We start from the raw sequence: 18456 nt of genomic DNA, 5'->3' as shown, positions 1-18456 counted from the left end.
GCTTTTTGCCATAATATTTTTATAAGACTTTATATATAATGGAGTGGTGGAGTCTAGTAAAAAACGCACAGATTCCCATTATAAGAAAAGTATAACCGAAGCCGCCGCCCAAGTCAAGGGATTACTCCTCTTTTTTTTGAGAAGTTTTCAAAGAAAAAAATCAAAGAGGCAAAATTTTGCTTGCTTTTTTCAGGGCTTTTTGCAATAATATTTTTATAAGACTTTATATACAATGGAGTGGTGGAGTCTGATGAAAAATGCACGGATTCCCATTATAAGAAAAGTATAACCGAAGCCGCCGCCCAGGTCAAGGGGTCACTCCTCTTTTTTTTGAGAAGTTTTCAAAGAAAAAAATCAAAGAGGCAGCCGGAGATATTCGGTTTTTCTTCACTTTTTGGGCGAAAAAACCCTTTTAGGATGCCTATAATAGGAGAGAGAAAGGGTTAAAAACTAAGAAAAAATGGCGGAGAGAGTCCAGAAAATCCTTGCCCAGTGGGGAATTGCCTCCCGAAGAAGGGCGGAGGAGATGATCGTAGCCGGCCGGGTGAGACGGAATGGCAAAATCGTGCAGTTAGGAGAAAAAGCCGACCCCGAAAAAGATCACCTAGAGATAGACGGAAAAAAAATTGAACCGGCCAATCGTCCCAAAAGATTGTATATACTGGTCAACAAACCCATTGGTGTGGTTTCTACCTGTAAGGATCCACAAAACCGGCCGACGGTAATTGACCTTTTGCCCGACTCCCTCGCCAGCGAGACGGGGTTACATCCCGTAGGAAGGTTGGACATCAACACCACTGGGGCTTTACTCCTCACCAACGACGGTCAACTCACCCTCACCCTCACCCATCCCCGTTATCATTTGCCCAAAACCTATCGGGTTTGGCTAGATGGTGCGATTGATAGACTTGCTCTCCAGCGTTGGCGAGAAGGTATCCTCTTAGAGGGAAAAAAAACCTTACCCGCACAGGTTGAGATACTCAAGCAAACCGACCAAAAAACCCTACTAGAAGTTATTTTAGTGGAAGGAAGAAATCGGCAGATTCGCTCTGTAGCCGAAGAATTAGGTTATCACGTCCTGAAACTTCATCGCAGTGCCATCGGTCGTATTCAACTAAACTCCGGTAATAATTCCCCCTTACCCTTGGGTGATTACCGTTTTTTAACCCTTGATGAACTGAAATATTTAAAAAGCCAGATTAACTAAGCTGAAAGTCAGCCCCTAATAGCGATATGTTTCGCCTTCTCCAATCACAACTTGATCCCCAGCATAAACAGCGAACCAAATTACTGGAAATCGGCGTTTATTTGCAAAAAAATCGCCTAGAACAGTCCCTTTCTCTCGAGGAAATTGCCCAGAAAACCTTAATCCCGCGCCATCGCCTAGAAGCACTGGAAGCGGGGGATTTGGAGGCGTTGCCCGAACCGATTTATATTCGTTGGTTAATCAAACAATTTGCCGATAGTCTGTCCCTGGATGGTGAGACGATTAGCCGGCGTTTTCCCACCAAGGTCAATAACTTTTTTAGGGGAACAAAACCGTCTTTATCGCTGCCGAGTCTTCAAATTCGCCCGATTCATCTCTATTTTCTCTATTTAATCTTAGTTATTGGTTCCGTACAAACCCTATCCCACGTCCTGCAAAAATCGGTACTGCAATCGAATCGCTTACCGCCGCCTTCCTTGCCACAACAGCAAATTGTCCAACCGAAAAGCAATCCCCTTCAACCGGTAGCCAACAAAACCAGCAATAATCAGCAGCTGGTGGTGGGGGTAAAACTGGAGGATGACTGCTGGCTGCGGGTGGTGGTGGATGGCAAGACAGAATTTGAGGGTGTGCTGCCCCAGGGAAGCCATCGCACTTGGCAAGCAAACCGGGAATTAACCGTGAGGGCGGGTAATGCCGGCGGGGTTTACGTTGCCGTTAATAATGCCCATGCTAAACAACTGGGGCAACCGGGCAAAGTCGAGGAAGTCACCTACCGGGCAAATTGAGCTAATTTATGCAAAAGGTTTTTTCACCCCTCGATCGCCTTCAGGGAGGGTTAATCGGGGCATATATCGGGGAATCCTTGCATAATCAGCCCCTAATACCAGCCTTTAACTATGAGGCTACGCCAAGGACGACCCTGCTTTTGCAAGCTCTGCAATCTCAGGAAGATTTGCCCCTTGCGATCGCATCTAAGGAGCGGTCGGAATCGGCGTTATTATTTATACTACTGCCGGAGATTTTAACCTGGCCTGACCATGGGGAACGTTGGCAAGCTAGATTAAATTTTTGGCTAAAAAAGGGCTTAATTTCCGAGTTAACCCGACAAGAAGCGATAATTTGGGGAGAGGCTGTAGGTCTGTTATTACAGGGAAAAAGGCCTTTAAATCAGTTAATGGGGCAATTACTAACTATTAACCCCAATAATAAGCTATTAGAGCAGATTCAGTCAGCTTTAGGGCAGAATCATCCCTTAGAGTCCATTTTATCGGCTTGGGCGAAAGATAGCTCACCTTTAGGAATTGCGATCGCATTTTCTCTCTATACCTTTCTGCAAACGAGCGAGGATTTCGCCGTGAGCGTGCGTCGTGCTAATTCTAGTCCCTATCAACGGCAATTAACCACCACTTTAGCGGGAATTTGGGCGGGATTGTACAACGGTATCGAGGGGATTCCCCTAGCTTGGCGGCAAAATTTGCCGAAAGAGCCAGTTAAACAGCAATTAATGGATAAAGCTGGGGAAATTTATCGAATCTCCCTGGGTATATCTCCTCATCTTGTCCTATCTCCTCATACTGCCGTCGCTTACGGGGGAACAATCCAACCCCGTCCTAGCTTAAAATTGGTCTCTCAAGACAGCTGAAGATCGCTGTTATTTGGCTCACAGGCGCTTGCTGGCTTTAATAAGCGATAACATCTCCTTCTTCCCAGTCGAGGGGAACATGGGGGAGTTGCCCGGCAATAGACTGGCGTGTGCTGGCAGAAATACCTTTGGTGAAGATGCGTAACACCAGCTGCCCTCTGGCATCTAGACCGATTCCGGTGCCAGTTACACCGGGTTGAGCCATCAACCAAGCTTCTTGGCTGTCACGCAAAGCCAACAACTGTTCCTGAGTATAATTTTTCATTGGTGTTACCCCTATTAAATCGATGGTCGGCGACAAATAAATTTTAGCTGAAACAACACCCGATCGCCTCTAGGATTCGGCGATCAGGTGTGGAGATTGGCCAGAGGAAAACTTGAGGGGGAATTAGCGACTGTTGACAAATCTCTGAATGGAAAGTTGCGAGATCACGGCTCCGATCGGGTTAGCAAAGGTGATACTGTTGTCTGTTCGTCCTGCAAAGAGGAGGGCGACGGGTTGATTGCTGTTTGCCGTCACGATCAGTGAACCAGAGTCCCCACCGCGACTAAAAGGATTGCCGCCGATGCCACGGATGCCGATCTGATTGCGGAATTGGGCGGCACCGCAGGAGTAGCCGCCGACGGAGATGTTGACGTTAATATCGGTAATCGTGCCGATAGTTGCTTGGGTTGTCCGACCATTTTTCTTCACCGTCATACCTAGGCGGGCGGCGATCGGTGTAGGATTGAGGGTGTAGTTGACATGACGCGGATCGACAAAACTAAAAGCTGTCCAAGCAACGGCCGCATCTACCAAGTTAGGACCCGGACAGTTGACCCGGACAAAATTTTCCAGGAGGGCGATTCGATCGCCGGGGACAACCCCACCATCAACCCGTCCGGGCTGGATAATCGGATCGCCGATACGGGCGTTGTTGGAATTGGCGATGACGTGGTTATTACTCAACAGGCACAGCTTATTATTGCGTAGCACTACCAGACAGCCAAGAGTCCCCGCGGTTACTTGCGGATGACCGATGGAGACACCACAACGAACTGGGCGCGCATAACGACGATTATATAACTGGGTGACGATCTCGCCCACTTCTTCGATTTCTACAGGCATACCCCCGATCGAGGTGGGTACGGCGGCAAAAGCACTAGCGGCAATTGTCCCGGCCACTTTTTCGCTGACGTAAACTTTCAGAGTCACATCGGGGGTAAGCAGTCCACCGACGCTACGAAAACCGATGCCAGTGCCGAGAATGCGTTCCCCTCCGGTGTCATAGTTCGCAATCGACTCGGATAGGGAGGCGGTAAAGGTTTCACTGCCACCGAGGCGCTGTTCTAATTCTTCTTGGGCTGAAAACCAATCTTGAGTGATACCGATCGTATCGATAGACTCGGAGGCTTCTATTACTTCTAAGGCTTGATTTTCGCTTCCCAAAGGCGCATTGGGATCAAATTCGATCACATCTTTATTCGTTGACGATTCCATACTAGAACCCTCCCGCTCATCGGGCATTTCATAAGGTTGAGTCATTGTTAAAACTACCTTGTTCACAAGTTTTTTACTGGGGTTATTATTCCCAAAGTAAGAGAACCGAACATAACCAATCGACCCCTCAACAATTTATTTCTCTTAACTGGAACAAACCTTAGCTATATGCTATCTATACCTCCTATAAATTGACCCCTGTAACCAAGATTTTGAAATATTTATTTGTAAAACTTTTTAGATCTTTATTATCTCTTTTTGTTCGAGCGAACTCAATTATAGCAGTTATCTTAATGGTTATATAGGGTTGGCTGAATAAATCTAAAAACCTTGTTGGATAATATCTTTAGGCTTTTTTGAAATCAAAAAGTACTGGTCTTTGGACTTATCGGGGGGAAATTGTCCCTCTTATTCTTTGTCTGATCAGTTTAACTTATAAGCGATCGATCTTTGTGTCCTTTGTGTCTTTGTGGTTCGTTCCACACCCTACACCCCACCAACAAACTTTTTCAGCATACCCTACTTAGTTTGAAAGATATTTTGTACCATTTTTTTATCCAAACCCGCGGCAATTTTATCTAATTCTGCTATTTCCCCGCTGTCTAAACTCCATCCTAAAGCCCCTAAATTATCCTCAGCTTGCTGAACATTTTTGGCTCCTGGGATAGGAATTGTTCCCTTACAGATACACCAATTTAAAGCAACTTGGCTAATAGTTTTATTTTTAGCTTGGGCGATAACTTCTAGGCAACTTATCAGAGGAGAAATAGCGGGAATTAATTGACCAAAAAGGAAGCGACGTAATCCTGGGGGTAAGTTTTTATTATCTCGATATTTCCCCGTTAATAACCCCAAAGCTAAGGGACTATAGGCAATAATTTTAATGCCCAATTGATCACATAGTTCCTTTAATCCTAAGTCAGTGAGAGGATAGGTAGAAAGGAGAGAATACTGTACCTGTAAACTGGTAATAGGAATGCCGCGACTGGCAAACTTTTGATAGGCAGACTTCAATCTTTTCGGTCCAAAATTGGATAAACCGACTCCTTTAACTAACCCCTTTTCCAGACAATCCCCCAATCCGTCTAATAATCCCCCCTCCTGCCATGGCGCATAATTGCCCGTTGACCAGTGCATTTGCACTAAATCCACTGGGCGGCCTAGTCTGGTTGCCGAAGCTTGACAAGCTTTCACCATGGCATGACGGGTTAAACGCCAAGGATAAGGGGCGAGTTTGGTAGCAATACGAATATGATCAGCGTTATAACCGCTATATTCCCCTGTAAAGCGTCCTAATAGCTTCTCACTCTGTCCGTTGAGTTTGCCTGTCCCGTAGGAGTCTCCCGTATCAAATAGGGTGACACCCCGCTCGACGCAGAGATTAAAAACCGCTTGTAACTGGCTATCCATACTCTCATCGTAACCCCAGAGAAGACGATTTCCCCAGGCCCAAGTACCGCAGCCCATGGGGGGAAGGGATAGAGTTTGATCTGTGACTGTCAAGGGATTCATGGGTTAGTTTCTCTGGGTTTTTTCTCAAGCTTTCAGAGAGATATTTTATACTAAATCTGGTTATTAAAGACTGATTATTTATTCCCCTTTTTGCATGAGTGCATGAGTAGAAAACGGGTTTCTCCGAGAAACCCGTTTTCTGTGCCTTACTACTAAATCGACTTGGGTTTTTGTTTAACAAATAATCCCCGCAACCAATAGTAAAAACTATCGATATAAGTAAAGATTACCGGCACAACCACCAAAGTTAACAGGGTGGAAGTGGTAAAACCACCAATAACGGCAATCGCCATCGGTGCGCGAATTTCCCCATCTGCACCCAAAGCTAAAGCAATCGGTAACATCCCGGCAATTGTGGAAACGGAGGTCATAATAATTGGTCGTAAACGAGAGACTCCCGAATCAATCATCGCCTGAAACTGCGGTTTCCCTGCCTCAATGCCACTCAGGGCAAAATCGACTAACAGAATCGCATTTTTAGTGACTAATCCCATCAGTAAAACTATACCAATTAAAGCGTATAAACCTAACTCTTTTTGGGTAATTAAAAGAGCGATTAAAGTACCACCAATCGATAAAGGAAGGGAAGTTAAAATCGCTAGGGGATAGAGAAAATTGTTATACAACAAGACCAGAATCCCATAGATAGAAATAATTGCTAAACTTAACGCCCCCAAAAAACGAGCAAAGATATCGCGCATAATGCGAGCATCACCAAAGGGTTCTTCTGTCACCTCTGGGGGTAAGTTTTTCATAGTTGGTAAAGCGCGAATTTGTGTCACCGCACTTCCCAAAGAAACTCCCTCTAAATTAGCTCCAATATTAACCTGACGTTGACGGTTAAAGCGTTGAATTTCCGCAGGTCCACTACCTAAGCTAATTGTCGCCACCGAGTTAAGCGGTACTAACGTCCCATTACTGCTAGGAACGCGCAAATTTTGCAGAGTTTCTATCTCACTGCGTCCATCATTGGCAATTTTTACCCGGATGGGAATTTGTCGGTCAGCCAGGTTAAATTTAGCTAAATTAAACTCATTATCGCCGATTAAAGCTAAAGATGCAGTACGGGCGATCGCTCTGACCGAGACTCCCTGATCAGCAGCCCGGACAGGATCCGGTTGAATAATCAGTTCCGGTTTAACTAAACTTACCCCGGAACTGACCTCGACAAAACCGGGTAAAGCCCGCATTTCTCGCTCTAATTTTTGGGCAGTTTGGGTTAAAATATCGCCATTTTCACTTTTTAAGACAATAGCGACATCCTTAGTGCTTCCTGCTCCCCCCTGCGCCCGAAAACTAACTCTAGCACCAGGTATCTTCTGGAAATCCAGGCGGGTTTGTTCCTCAAATTGCCGTTGAGTTAGCGATCGCTGTTCCTTAGGAACTAAATTAACATATATTAACCCCGTATTTACCCGTCCCGAATCTCCCGGAATAGCCAAAACATTAGCGACGGCGGTATTTTTTTGCAGTAAACTATTCACCTGATTAGCCACGGCAACAGTATCATTCAAAGTCGCACCGGGAGGCAATTCTAGGCTTATTGTACTTAATCCGGTATCCCCGGAACTAAATAATCCTTTCGGAATCAAGGGAACTAACTGTAAACTACCGATAAAAAAGGCCAAAGCCGCCAATAAAGTCAGGATTCGATGACGTAGGGACCAAGTTAACAAACTTTTGTAGGGACGAAAACGGGGGCGCGAGGAGGGATTATCATCACCAGTTTTGAGCTTTTTCGGCTGTAAAATATAGGCACTTAACATGGGAGTGACGGTGACAGCGATCAAACTGGAAAATAGGGTAGAAACCGCCACCGTAACGCCGAAAGGTTGAAAGAATTGCCCCGGCACACCGCCCATAAAAGCAACCGGCAGGAATACCGCCATAATTGCCGCTGCACTGGCTAAAACGGCTAATCCAATCTCTTTTGAGGCATCAAAGGCCGCTTGCAGGGGTTTTTTACCCATAGCTAAATGTTGATCGATGTCCTCCACCATACACACCGCATCATCCACCAGATTACCCAAAGCTAAAGCTAACGCCAGTAGAGTCATACCGTTAAGGGTATAATTTAGGGACTGCATCACCCAAAAAGTCGGGAAAATCGACAAAGGCAGGGCCAAACCCGTGATAATCGTGGCGCGCCAATTGCCTAAAAATAGACCCACCGTGATCACCGTCATGATGCAACCGATGATCAGATCGCTCAGAAGGCTTTCGTAACTAGCACGAATTGAGTCAGCACGGGTAAAAATTAATTGAAATTTAATGTCTTCGGGCAGTTTTTTCTTTAAATTCTCGATTTCTTGACGTACTGCTGTTTCTACCGTGACCAAGGTGCTGCCAGTCCCCCGTAAAATCGAAAAACCCACCACTGGCTGCCCATCTAAGAGGGCCATTTGTCGGGGATCGCTGGAACTATCGCTAACTGTCCCTAAATTGCTTAAGGGGACGGTATCACCGTTAGGTAAAGAGATTTGATAATTTCTTAAATCTTCGATCGTTTCAGCGCTGCCGAGGGTGCGGACAGTTTGTTCACTGCCACCGATTTCCGAGCGCCCTCCGGGTAAATTAATATTAAAACTACGAATTTGGTCATTAACCGCCGTGGCCGTGATACCGTAGGCGATCAGACGACCGGGATCTAAATCTACACGCACTTCTCGATCGACTCCCCCAACGCGATCAACTCGTGCTACCCCCGGCACTCCCGTTAAAGCGCGGCCAATTTGACGATCAACTAGATCACTTAATTCGGCGATCGATCTTTTCGGGGAGGAGATGGTATAGTTCATCACCGCACCCCCGGCAAATTCTAAACGTTGGACAATTGGATCGTTAGTATCTTGGGGTAAATCCTGCCTAATTTGCGCTATGGCATTACGCACATCATTGGTAGCGCGATCGCTGTTAGTGCCAAGGATAAAGTTAACGGTGGTGGTGCTGCTGCCTTCGTTGATGGTAGAAGTAATTTGATCGATATTACCCAAAGCAGCCACCGCATCCTCGACTTTTTTGGTGACTTGGGTTTCCAATTCCTCTGGACCTGCGCCGGGTTGATTAACGGTGATAATCACGGCCGGAATGTCAATATTAGGAGAGCGATCGATCCCTAATCCTAGAAAGGCAATGTATCCCATTAAGGCCATAACCAGGGAGATCAGGATCGTCGGAATGGGATTTTTGATAGACCAATTAGAAATATTAAAAGCCATAATTTCAGTTATCAGTTATCAGTTATCAGTTATCAGTGGGTAAGTTATCAGTTATCAGTTTTTGGTTTTTGGTTTTTGGTTTTTGGTATTTTCTTGGCAGGTTTTTAGAATAGCCCAAAGCATTTTACCAATTTCCTCCGCATCATCATTGATACTTTGAAAGGCTCTTTCCTCTATGTAGAGCTTGCTGAAAGTACCAGTTCTGGAAGCGATCGGGGTAAAATTCAGGTACTTTTTCTCTGAAAATTAGGTAATTGACCAGATGAGAATCGGTAAAAACCTACACCCCACACCCCACACCCCACACCCTGTCCCTACGAAAAACTTTTTCAGCAGACCCTATGTAATTCGTGTCTTTCAATAGAGACAGCCAATACTTTGTTTCTAGACATTCCTTATAAGCTATTGACATTTTAGCTCGAAAATCAGCTTGAGAAATAGCTCCATTAGCCTCGGCAATGTTAGCCCCGATTGAAGTGCCACTCCTTAATAGCTGTTTTGACAAAACATATTCTTGTTTAGTCTCACACAAATATTTATAGCCTTGAACAATCCTAATGGCAAATTTATAAGCTTTATCATAAACTTTACTCTCCATCCGTTTGCCCCGCTACCGATCACTGATTACTGATTACTGATTACTGTTTACTGATCACTGATTACTGATTACTGATCGCTGATTGCTGTAATTTTGTCGCCATCACCGAGATAGGCTGCCCCTTTGGCCACAATGCGATCGCCCGCTTGTAAACCGGTGAGAATTTCCACGCGATTATTCGGCATAATTTGACCTAATTGCACAGTTTTGGCGGTAACGGTGTTATCAGGTTCAACTAAATAAACTAGAGCTTGATTATCTTTTTGGGGTAAAACCGCGGTCATGGGGACGGTTAAACTGTTGCTAGTATTCGTCACGATCGCACCTCGTAAAAACATCCCCGGTTTTAACCCTGTATTGTCGGTTAAATCGACTTTAACCGTTGCTTGACGGGATGCCTCATCGACGATGGGATTAATTTCGCGCACCTGTCCCGATAATTTTAAACTGGTATTAGCATCGGAAGTGATAGTAACGGGCGCTCCGACGCGGATTAAGGGCAATTGATTCTCAGGAACCCGTAATCTTAGCTCTAAACGCCCATTTTCGATGATTTTAAAGAGAGCATTTTGACCGTTGGTGGTATCCCCGATGCGGCCATTTCTTTCGGCAATTTTGCCACTGACCGGGGAAATCAGGCGCGTCTCGTTTAATTGGGCTTTAACAATGGCTAAACGGCTTTGAGCTTCCGCTAATTGGGCTGTAGCTTGGGCGATCACCTCGGGACGATTGCCAGCTTGCAATTGTGCCAGTTGCTGCTCTGCTTCTCCTAAACGAGATTGGGTCTGTTGTACGATCGCCGCTTGCTTTCTTTCTTCATTGAGGACTTCATCGAGACGATCCCTGGCGATCGCTCCTTCCGCTTCTAAACTTTGGTTTCTCTGGACGCGTTTTTTGGCCAAATCCCAATCCGATCGAGCTTGACTAATTTCGGCTTTTATGCGTTGAATAGTTTGTTTAGCTCCAGCGATCTCCTCTTTACGGCTACCCGCTTGCAATTCTGCCAAACGCGCTCGGGATTGGGCGACATTAGCCTGTGCTTGGGTTAATTGCGCTTGTAGGACGGTATCATCGAGACGAGCCAAAATTTGACCTTGGCTGACCCTATCCCCTTCATCCACAAAGATTTCTTTGATTTGTAGTCCCGTCGCTTGGGAAAGAATCGGGATTAATTCATCGGCTGCCACGCTTCCAGTCGCTTTCAGGGTGCGGGCCACGGGAGTAAATTCTACCCTAGTGGTGGTTACTGTTTGTGCTGGTGCTTCATTTTTTGCCGCTACGGGCTGAGTATTGGGGTTTTGGGCTGTTTGGGGTCGATTAGCGAAACGAGTCGCCCCTAGGGTCAATAAAACCCCCAATCCCACACCGATAAATAAACCCCTTCCTCCCGATAGCCAAGAGTTGGTTTTTGTCGGTTTTGGCGAGTATTCGGGTTCCTCTGGCTCAATTTCGGGTTTAAATGCGATAACTTCGGGAACTAGCGAATTATCGGCTGAATGCTGGTTATTTTCTAGGGTATCTGGCCGCACGGTCTGCCCTCTCGGTAGATTCTGGATAAAATGTTAAGTTTTGTATCCATTTATAATCTAACGGAAAAAGGTCACGGGTGGGGAAAGTGAGAAAGTGGACTTGCTGTGAAAATCCGAAATCGTCGTGGTTGGTGAGGATTCAGTAGGCAGTAGTCAGGAGACTCCGAGACAGGAGACTCCGAGACAGGAGACAGTAGTCAGTAGGCAGTAGTCAGGAGACAGTAGGCAGGAGAATTAAGAATGAGTAATAATCAATTAAATGGTTTATTTAGAGATTTTATGCCAGTTAATCTGGCTCTCCCCTACTTGTGGTCATAAGAAAAAGTTATGAAAAAGTCAGAGATCCAAATTTTCTTGGCCCATGCCAGTGAGGACAAACCAGCAGTTTTGGCACTGTATGACCGCCTTAAGCAAGCGGGATATAAACCTTGGTTGGATAAAAAAGACCTGATTCCGGGTCAAATTTGGCGAGATGAAATTCCGAAAGCGATTAAAGCTAGTCAGATTTTTCTCGCCTGTCTGTCAGGGAAATCGGCTAATAAGCAGGGATACATCCAACGGGAGTTGAGGATTGCACTTGATACCTTGGGACAGATGCTACCGGGGACAATTTTTTTTATTCCCATGAGGTTAGAAGAATGCGAAATTCCTGATCTGCGACTTGCAGAAGTTAGCTTGAATCTGCGAGATATTCACCGGCTTGATTATTGGGAAGAAGACGGATTTGAGCAACTAGAAAGAGCAATTGGCTATCAGTTCAAGCTTGAACCGGAAGAGCCAAAACAACTGTTATCAGTATTTAACTTTGAGGTGGTGGGAGTAAATGCGAAGGGTGAGCAAATCAGAAAAGAGTCGAAACAGTCCCAATATTTCAGGGAAGATCTGGGCAAAGGCATCACCTTAGAAATGGTCGCCATTCCGGGGGGAACTTTCCTGATGGGAACAGAAGATGAGGAAATCGAAAGACTGGTTAAAAAATTTAATTGGGAAGGATTTAGAAGGGAAAGACCACAACATGAAGTAACTGTCCCACCCTTCTTTATGGGTAAATACCCCATCACCCAGGCCCAGTGGAAAGCGATCGCCTCTCGCACGGATTTAAAAGTTAAACAAGACCTTGATTTCAACCCAGCCTATTTTAAAGATCCCCCCAAACCCCCCTTAAAAAGGGGGGCTTCCGATTCCCCCCCTTTTGAAGGGGGGGCTAGGGGGGGATCGCCCACGCACTGGGATAGACCCGTGGAACAAGTCAACTGGTACGATGCCGTCGAGTTCTGCGCGAGATTATCTAAACTAACGGGAGGGGAATACCGACTACCGAGTGAAGCGGAATGGGAGTACGCTTGTCGTGCTGGAACCACCACCCCGTTTTACTTTGGGGAAACCATTACGGGGGAATTGGCTAACTACAATGCCAGTAATACCTACGCCGATGAACCGAACGGAGAATATCGAAACGAAACAACTCCCGTGGGACAATTTCCCCCAAACGCCTTTGGACTGTACGATATGCACGGCAATGTCCGGGAGTGGTGCGCCGATACTTGGCACGATAACTATGACGGTGCGCCGACGGATGGCAGTGTCTGGATAGAAAATGGTAATGATAATCGTTCTCCTCTGCGGGGCGGTTCCTGGGGCTACAATCCTAATTACTGCCGTTCCGCGATTCGCTACGACTACTACTTCCGCCGCGTCAACCGCATCAACAATTACGGTTTTCGGGTAGTCTGCGTATTCGGGAGAACTCTCTAACCCTTTTGCCTTTTTCCCCTTTTACCCTCATTCCCTATTTTTTCTTTTTTCTTTTCTTTCCCGCCCTTAGGCGGGTCGATTTTGTAGGGGCGAACTCGACCCATTTGGTCGATTTTTGCTTAACAATTGTCAAGGATTGTTAAGATGCGCTTACCCTGCACTTTTCCCCTAGTTCCCAAAACTAAACTCTAGGAATTTTTAGCCACTGCTAAAGAGGATGAAGTGAGGGCAGAAAAGAATTCAAGAGCATGGGTTGTTAGTCAACTAGCTAAAAATAATTAACTAGGGTTTGCTGAAAAAGTTTGTTGGTGGAGCCGGTCGTTAGGAGACTCCGAGACAGGAGAATTAAGAATGAGTAATAATCAATTAAATGGTTTATTTAGGGTTGGCTGAATAAATGTGAAATGTAGGCAAGGTAAGGGTTTTGTGGCTCTTCTCTTGAAACAGGTGCCAGATTTTGAGAGAATCGTCCTTCAAAACCTTGCGTCTTCATCGGCCTGCGTCCTGTAGGGGCGAAGCATTCGGGCAATAACCTATCGGTGAAACTGGAGATTTTCTATCCGAATGCTTCGCCCGTACTTTTTCAGCAAGCCCTATTTAGAGATTTTCTGCCAGTTAATCTGGCTCTCCCCTACTTGTGGTCATAAGAAAAAGTTATGAAAAAGTCAGAGATTCAAATTTTCCTAGCTCACGCTAGTGAGGACAAACCAGCAGTTTTGGCACTGCATGAGCGCCTTAAGCAAGCGGGATATAAACCTTGGTTGGATAAAAAAGACCTGATTCCAGGCCAGAACTGGCGTTCAGTCATCCCCAAGGCGATCGCAAATAGTCAACTGTTCATCGCTTGTCTCTCCCAACGCTCGATTGCTAAACAAGGATTCGTGCAGCGGGAATTTAAAATGGCCCTCAATCAATATGCTGACAGACCGCCGAATTCAATCTACCTCATTCCGCTGAGATTGGATGAATGCGATATCCCCGACCTGCGACAGGAGGAGTATGGCTTGAACCTGCGAGACCTCCACTGGCTTGATTATTGGGAAGAAGACGGATTTGAGCAACTAGAAAGAGCAATTACCCATCAGTTCAATCCTGAACCGGAAGAGCCAAAAAAACCCGTAATCGTTCCAGAAGAACCAAAACAACCGGTAATCGTTCCAGAAGAACCAAAAAAGACCGTAATCGTCACGCCACCGTTATCAGTATTTAACTTTGAGATCGTGGGAGTAAATGCTAAGGGTGAGCAAATCAAAAAAGAGTCGAAACAGTCCCAATATTTCAGGGAAGATTTGGGCAACGGCATCACCTTAGAAATGGTCGCCATCCTGGGGGGAACTTTCCTGATGGGAACAGAAGACGAGGAAATCGAAAGACTGGTAAAAAAATTTGGTTGGGAAGAATTTAGATGGGAAAGACCTCAACATCGAGTAACCGTTTCTTCTTTCTACATGGGACGTTATCCCATCACCCAGTCCCAGTGGAGAGCGATCGCTGCAACCGCTAAAATAGACATCGACCTAGAGACAAACCCTTCTAACTTCAAAGGGGATGAGCTACCCGTAGAAAGTGTCAACTGGTATCAAGCAACGGAATTCTGTAAACGACTATCAAGGGAAACAAAACAGGAATACCGACTACCGAGTGAAGCGGAATGGGAATACGCTTGTCGTGCTGGAACCACCACCCCATTCTACTTTGGGGAAACCATTACGGGGGAATTGGCTAACTACAATGCCAGCAAAACCTACGCAGAAGAAGCGAAGGGAGAATATCGACAACAAACGACTCCCGTGGGACAATTTCCCCCCAATGCCTTCGGACTGTACGATATGCACGGCAATGTCTGGGAATGGTGCGCCGATACTTGGCACGATAATTATGACGGTGCGCCGACGAATGGCAGTGCTTGGATAGAAAATGGGAATGATAATCGTTCTCCTGCGCGGGGCGGTTCTTGGTACTTCGATCCGAGTCTCTGCCGTTCCGCTTACCGCTACGGCTACTACTTCGGCCGCGTCAAACGCAACCTCGACGTCGGTTTTCGGGTGGTGTGCGGTGCGGGGAGGACTCTGTAGCAGAAAAGAATTTAACTTAGTGTCAACAGACTTGCAAAAATTAGGTGGGCAATGCCCACCCTAATCTTAGGATGGCGGTTTGTAGGTAGAAGCAACGGATAATTCCTTTAATTGCTTCGCTGCCACTGTTGAAGGTGCAGAAGTGAGTAAACAACTAGCTTGCTGGGTTTTCGGGAAAGCAATCACATCGCGAATCGATTCTTCCCCCGCTAACAACATCACCAAGCGATCTAAACCGTAGGCGATGCCACCGTGGGGAGGGGTTCCGTATTCAAAAGCTTCTAACAAAAAGCCGAATTTATTATAGGCTTCCTCTGGGGATAGACCGATGGTGGCGAAGACTTTTTCCTGTACTTCCCGTTGATAGATCCGCAAACTGCCGCCACCGATTTCAATACCATTAAAAATCATATCGTAGGCTAGGGCGCGAGCGTGGGCTAGATCCTCTAAATCTTCGGGATTAGGGGCAGTAAAGGGGTGATGCAATGCTTCTAGGCGTTTTTCCTCGGTGTTGTATTCAAACATCGGGAAATCCGTCACCCAGAGGAGGTTGATTTTCTCAGGATCAATTAATCCCAATTGTTCCCCTAAAACTAAGCGTAGGCGGGATAGGGATTTATTGACTGTATCGGTATCTCCTGCCCCAAATAAGAGCAGATGGCCCGGTTTTGCGCCAGTCTTCTCGATTAAAGCCTGTTTTTGTGCCTCTGTCAGGTTATCTTTAATCGCACCGATGGTATCAAAATCGTAGTCTTCGCGCACGCGGATGTAGGCAATTCCCTTCGCACCCGCATCGGTGGCTTCTTTGAATAAATCCCCACCCGGTTTGATTCTGACGTTAGAAATCGCCTCGTTACCGTTGGGAATCGGTAAAACTTTCACCGTCCCACCACTAGCGATCGCACCTGAAAACACCTTAAATCCCGAATCGGCAAAAATCTCCGCCACATTGACCAATTCCAAGCCAAAACGGGTATCAGGGCGATCGACCCCATAGCGATCCATAGCCTCAGCATAGGTTAAACGGGGCAGGGGCAGGCTTATATCGATATTTTTGACTTTTTTGAAGATATGAGCGATTAAAGCCTCATTCAGGGCTAAAATCTCAGGTAAGGAGAGAAAACTCATCTCCATATCCAACTGAGTAAATTCCGGTTGACGATCAGCGCGCAGATCTTCATCGCGGAAACAGCGGGCGATTTGATAGTAGCGATCCATTCCCGACACCATTAATAATTGCTTAAATAGCTGCGGTGATTGGGGTAAAGCGTACCATTGGCCGGGGTTGACACGGGAAGGAACCAGATAATCCCGCGCCCCTTCGGGAGTCGATCGAGTTAAAATTGGCGTTTCCACTTCGATAAAATGCTGTTCATCTTCGAGAAAACGGCGCATTTCCTTGACAACTTGGTGACGTAGTTGTAAATTCTGACTCATACGCTCCCGGCGTAGGTCTAGATAGCGGTATCGCAAGCGCACATCTTCCCGGACCGATTCACTTTCGGAACTGGAGACGACAAAAGGCAGTTGTTTAGTAACCCCGTTGAGAATCTCGATGCTAGTGGCGTAAATTTCGATTTCTCCAGTGGCAATGCGCGGGTTAAGGGATTCGGTAGGCCTTTGACTGACTGTTCCCGTCACCTTGAGGACATACTCGTTTCTGACGGTTTCAGCGATCGGGTAGGAAGCGGGAGTTCGTTGGGGATCACTGACGATCTGGACAATACCACTGCGATCCCGTAGATCAATAAAAATAACGCCACCGTGATCGCGACGGCGATCGACCCAACCGAAGAGGGTGACACTTTTTTCAATTTCGATCGCGCTAAGGTCGCCACAGTAGTGAGTTCGCATAGTCTAACTAGAGAATTACTTATATTACGAATGTAGTATAGAAAGGATGTGGCCAGAAAAAAATCAGACGGCCTTGTTCATTATGCCGGTATTTTGTCGCTCTTGTCCCCTTGTTTAGGGTATTTTAATGGTCTCTTAAGTAGCTGGTTTTAATTAAATTGAAGATAGATTTTGGGTTCGATCCCCCCTGCCCCCCTTGATAAGGGGGGATCGGCACCCCCTTAATCCCTCCTGAATAAGAGGGCATCTGACAATTTTTAACACCTACCTACTTAGTCCTCAGCTATCGGCTTTTCGCAGATCGGCTATAATCAACAAGGCTCATCTAGCAGTTACCGATTTTGAACGATTAAAATCATGAATTCCTTAGAAAAAAAAATGGTGCAACTGTTAAGAGAACTCAGGGAAGATCACCATGTTTCAGGGGTAAAAGCGGAATTCGAGACGGAAGGAACCCGACTGACGGAAGCGATGCGGTTGAAAGAAATTAGTCTGAAAGCGGGGGTAGATTTTAATCTGAAAATCGCCGGTTGCGAAGCGATCAGAGATATCTTTGATGCGGTTAATTTAGGAGTCGATCGCTTGATTGCTCCCATGGTAGAAACAGCCTACGCTTTACAAAAATATCTGCGGGCAGCCAGGAGGGTTTTAGCTGACCAAGGGGTGGAAGATGTGGAGCTATTAGTTAATATCGAAACGATTACTGCCTGTGAGAATTTTCAGGAAATGTTGGCGATTCCAGAGATAAAATCTCTCCATGGTATCGTGATCGGACGGATGGATTTAGCCTGTTCTTTGGGATTAACCCGTCAGGATGTGAATAGCGAGCAAGTTTTGGCTCTGGCTTTACCTTTGGCAAAAAAAGCTAAGGCTGCCGGTTTGACTGTTGCCATTGGGGGTGGGGTGTCACTGCATTCTTTACCGTTTTTCAAAATGTTCTGCCAAGGACATTTTGACCGCTTCGAGACGCGCAAAGTTATCTTTGATTGTCCCCAAGCTTTGGATAATTTCAGTTTGGCTTTACCCAAGGCGATCGAGTTTGAATTACTCTGGCTAGAGAATAAAAAAAATTATTATGGTGCTATTGTTCGTGAAGATGACCAGCGTTTAGAAATCTTGCATAATTTACTTTTTGGTTAAAGATATTGGACTGATTATGAATAAATTCTCTTAATTATTTTACAATGGTAACTAGGAAGCAATTTAACCCACTTTTGCGGTTTCTTTTTCTGAGGATTTAGATGATCCATAAATCTTACCAACAGTTTCGACAATGCCAGAGTCTCTAAAGCACGAACTTCGGCACTATGCCAAGTATCTCATAGAAAACCACTCAAAGGAATATATGGAATGAACCCCTTTCTGTAACCATAAACTCCTTTGATAATGGAAAACACCTCAAGAGCGGAGAAATCAATCAATGTTTACCACAATAGAAGATAAACAATCCCTTTCCCTCGAAGCATTTCTTGCCCTTCCAGAAACTAAGCCTGCTAGGGAATATTATCATGGAATTGTCACTCAAAAACCTATGCCCAAAGGAAAACACAGCATCTTACAATTTGAGTTAGCCTCTGCCATTA

Annotated in this window: 13 protein-coding genes and 4 pseudogenes; 9 read left to right on the top strand and 8 right to left on the bottom strand. The window is 45.8% G+C overall.

Translation table 11 applies throughout. From position 1 onward, the window contains the following. Nucleotides 1-460 precede the first annotated feature (460 nt). The 3 genes from EWV68_RS09360 to EWV68_RS09350 are packed head-to-tail and all read left to right on the top strand — an operon-like array spanning nucleotide 461 to nucleotide 2852. Complete coding sequence (locus EWV68_RS09360) at nucleotides 461-1207, top strand: pseudouridine synthase (RefSeq protein WP_061431836.1); 747 nt, start codon at nucleotides 461-463, stop codon at nucleotides 1205-1207. Between the two features lie 26 nt (nucleotides 1208-1233). Further along, nucleotides 1234-1995, top strand: coding sequence for a helix-turn-helix domain-containing protein (locus tag EWV68_RS09355; RefSeq protein WP_061431837.1), 762 nt, complete (start codon nucleotides 1234-1236; stop codon nucleotides 1993-1995). Nucleotides 1996-2003: 8 nt separating this feature from the next. After that, on the top strand, nucleotides 2004-2852 hold the full coding sequence (locus EWV68_RS09350) for an ADP-ribosylglycohydrolase family protein (protein ID WP_287169578.1): 849 nt from the start codon (nucleotides 2004-2006) through the stop codon (nucleotides 2850-2852). 37 nt (nucleotides 2853-2889) lie between these two features. Here the strand turns inward: EWV68_RS09350 and EWV68_RS09345 are convergent, their stop codons facing one another. From EWV68_RS09345 to EWV68_RS09320, 7 genes and pseudogenes are all read right to left on the bottom strand, one after another. After that, the gene (locus tag EWV68_RS09345) at nucleotides 2890-3117 is read right to left on the bottom strand and encodes a hypothetical protein (protein WP_002803885.1); all 228 of its coding nucleotides are present in this window, start codon (nucleotides 3115-3117) and stop codon (nucleotides 2890-2892) included. Between the two features lie 123 nt (nucleotides 3118-3240). Further along, a complete protein-coding gene (locus EWV68_RS09340) occupies nucleotides 3241-4377 on the bottom strand; it encodes a chymotrypsin family serine protease (RefSeq protein ID WP_287169577.1) in 1137 nt (378 codons plus the stop codon). A gap of 474 nt (nucleotides 4378-4851) precedes the next feature. Then, entirely contained in the window at nucleotides 4852-5844 is a 993-nt protein-coding gene (locus EWV68_RS09335) for an aldo/keto reductase (protein WP_287169575.1), read from the bottom strand. Nucleotides 5845-5996: 152 nt separating this feature from the next. Then, nucleotides 5997-9062, bottom strand: a complete 3066-nt coding sequence (locus EWV68_RS09330; RefSeq protein WP_287169574.1) for an efflux RND transporter permease subunit — start codon at nucleotides 9060-9062, stop codon at nucleotides 5997-5999. Nucleotides 9063-9116: 54 nt separating this feature from the next. Next, nucleotides 9117-9242 (bottom strand): annotated as a pseudogene (locus tag EWV68_RS21855) (four helix bundle protein); the annotation flags it as partial. Nucleotides 9243-9408: 166 nt separating this feature from the next. Further along, nucleotides 9409-9660: pseudogene (locus EWV68_RS09325) on the bottom strand (four helix bundle protein); the annotation flags it as partial. A 68-nt stretch (nucleotides 9661-9728) separates the two neighbouring features. Continuing rightward, nucleotides 9729-11189, bottom strand: coding sequence for an efflux RND transporter periplasmic adaptor subunit (locus EWV68_RS09320; RefSeq protein WP_287169573.1), 1461 nt, complete (start codon nucleotides 11187-11189; stop codon nucleotides 9729-9731). Nucleotides 11190-11516: 327 nt separating this feature from the next. Between EWV68_RS09320 and EWV68_RS09315 the strand changes: the two genes are divergently transcribed. The 3 genes and pseudogenes from EWV68_RS09315 (at nucleotide 11517) to EWV68_RS09310 (ending at nucleotide 15019) form a co-directional block, all read left to right on the top strand. Next, a complete protein-coding gene (locus tag EWV68_RS09315; protein ID WP_287169572.1) occupies nucleotides 11517-12944 on the top strand; it encodes an SUMF1/EgtB/PvdO family nonheme iron enzyme in 1428 nt (475 codons plus the stop codon). A 159-nt stretch (nucleotides 12945-13103) separates the two neighbouring features. Continuing rightward, nucleotides 13104-13226: pseudogene (locus tag EWV68_RS21850) on the top strand (Uma2 family endonuclease); the annotation flags it as partial. A gap of 374 nt (nucleotides 13227-13600) precedes the next feature. Further along, nucleotides 13601-15019 (top strand): SUMF1/EgtB/PvdO family nonheme iron enzyme, encoded by a 1419-nt coding sequence (locus EWV68_RS09310; protein WP_287169571.1) that lies wholly within the window; start codon nucleotides 13601-13603, stop codon nucleotides 15017-15019. Between the two features lie 66 nt (nucleotides 15020-15085). On the opposite strand, the gene aspS is transcribed toward EWV68_RS09310, so the two are convergent. Next, complete coding sequence (gene aspS / locus EWV68_RS09305) at nucleotides 15086-16873, bottom strand: aspartate--tRNA ligase (RefSeq protein WP_287169570.1); 1788 nt, start codon at nucleotides 16871-16873, stop codon at nucleotides 15086-15088. A gap of 357 nt (nucleotides 16874-17230) precedes the next feature. Here aspS and EWV68_RS09300 point away from each other — a divergent pair, with 357 nt between their 5' ends. The 3 genes and pseudogenes from EWV68_RS09300 to EWV68_RS09295 all read left to right on the top strand — a co-directional run. Then, a complete protein-coding gene (locus EWV68_RS09300) occupies nucleotides 17231-18013 on the top strand; it encodes an aldolase/citrate lyase family protein (RefSeq protein WP_061431846.1) in 783 nt (260 codons plus the stop codon). Nucleotides 18014-18146: 133 nt separating this feature from the next. Beyond that, entirely contained in the window at nucleotides 18147-18227 is an 81-nt protein-coding gene (locus tag EWV68_RS21845; protein ID WP_072319699.1) for a hypothetical protein, read from the top strand. Nucleotides 18228-18293: 66 nt separating this feature from the next. Next, nucleotides 18294-18456: pseudogene (locus EWV68_RS09295) on the top strand (Uma2 family endonuclease); the annotation flags it as partial.

It is taken from the genome of Microcystis sp. M_QC_C_20170808_M9Col (assembly GCF_007095495.1).
In the GTDB taxonomy this organism is placed as follows: domain Bacteria; phylum Cyanobacteriota; class Cyanobacteriia; order Cyanobacteriales; family Microcystaceae; genus Microcystis; species Microcystis aeruginosa.
This window is presented reverse-complemented; position numbering and strand designations above follow the sequence as displayed.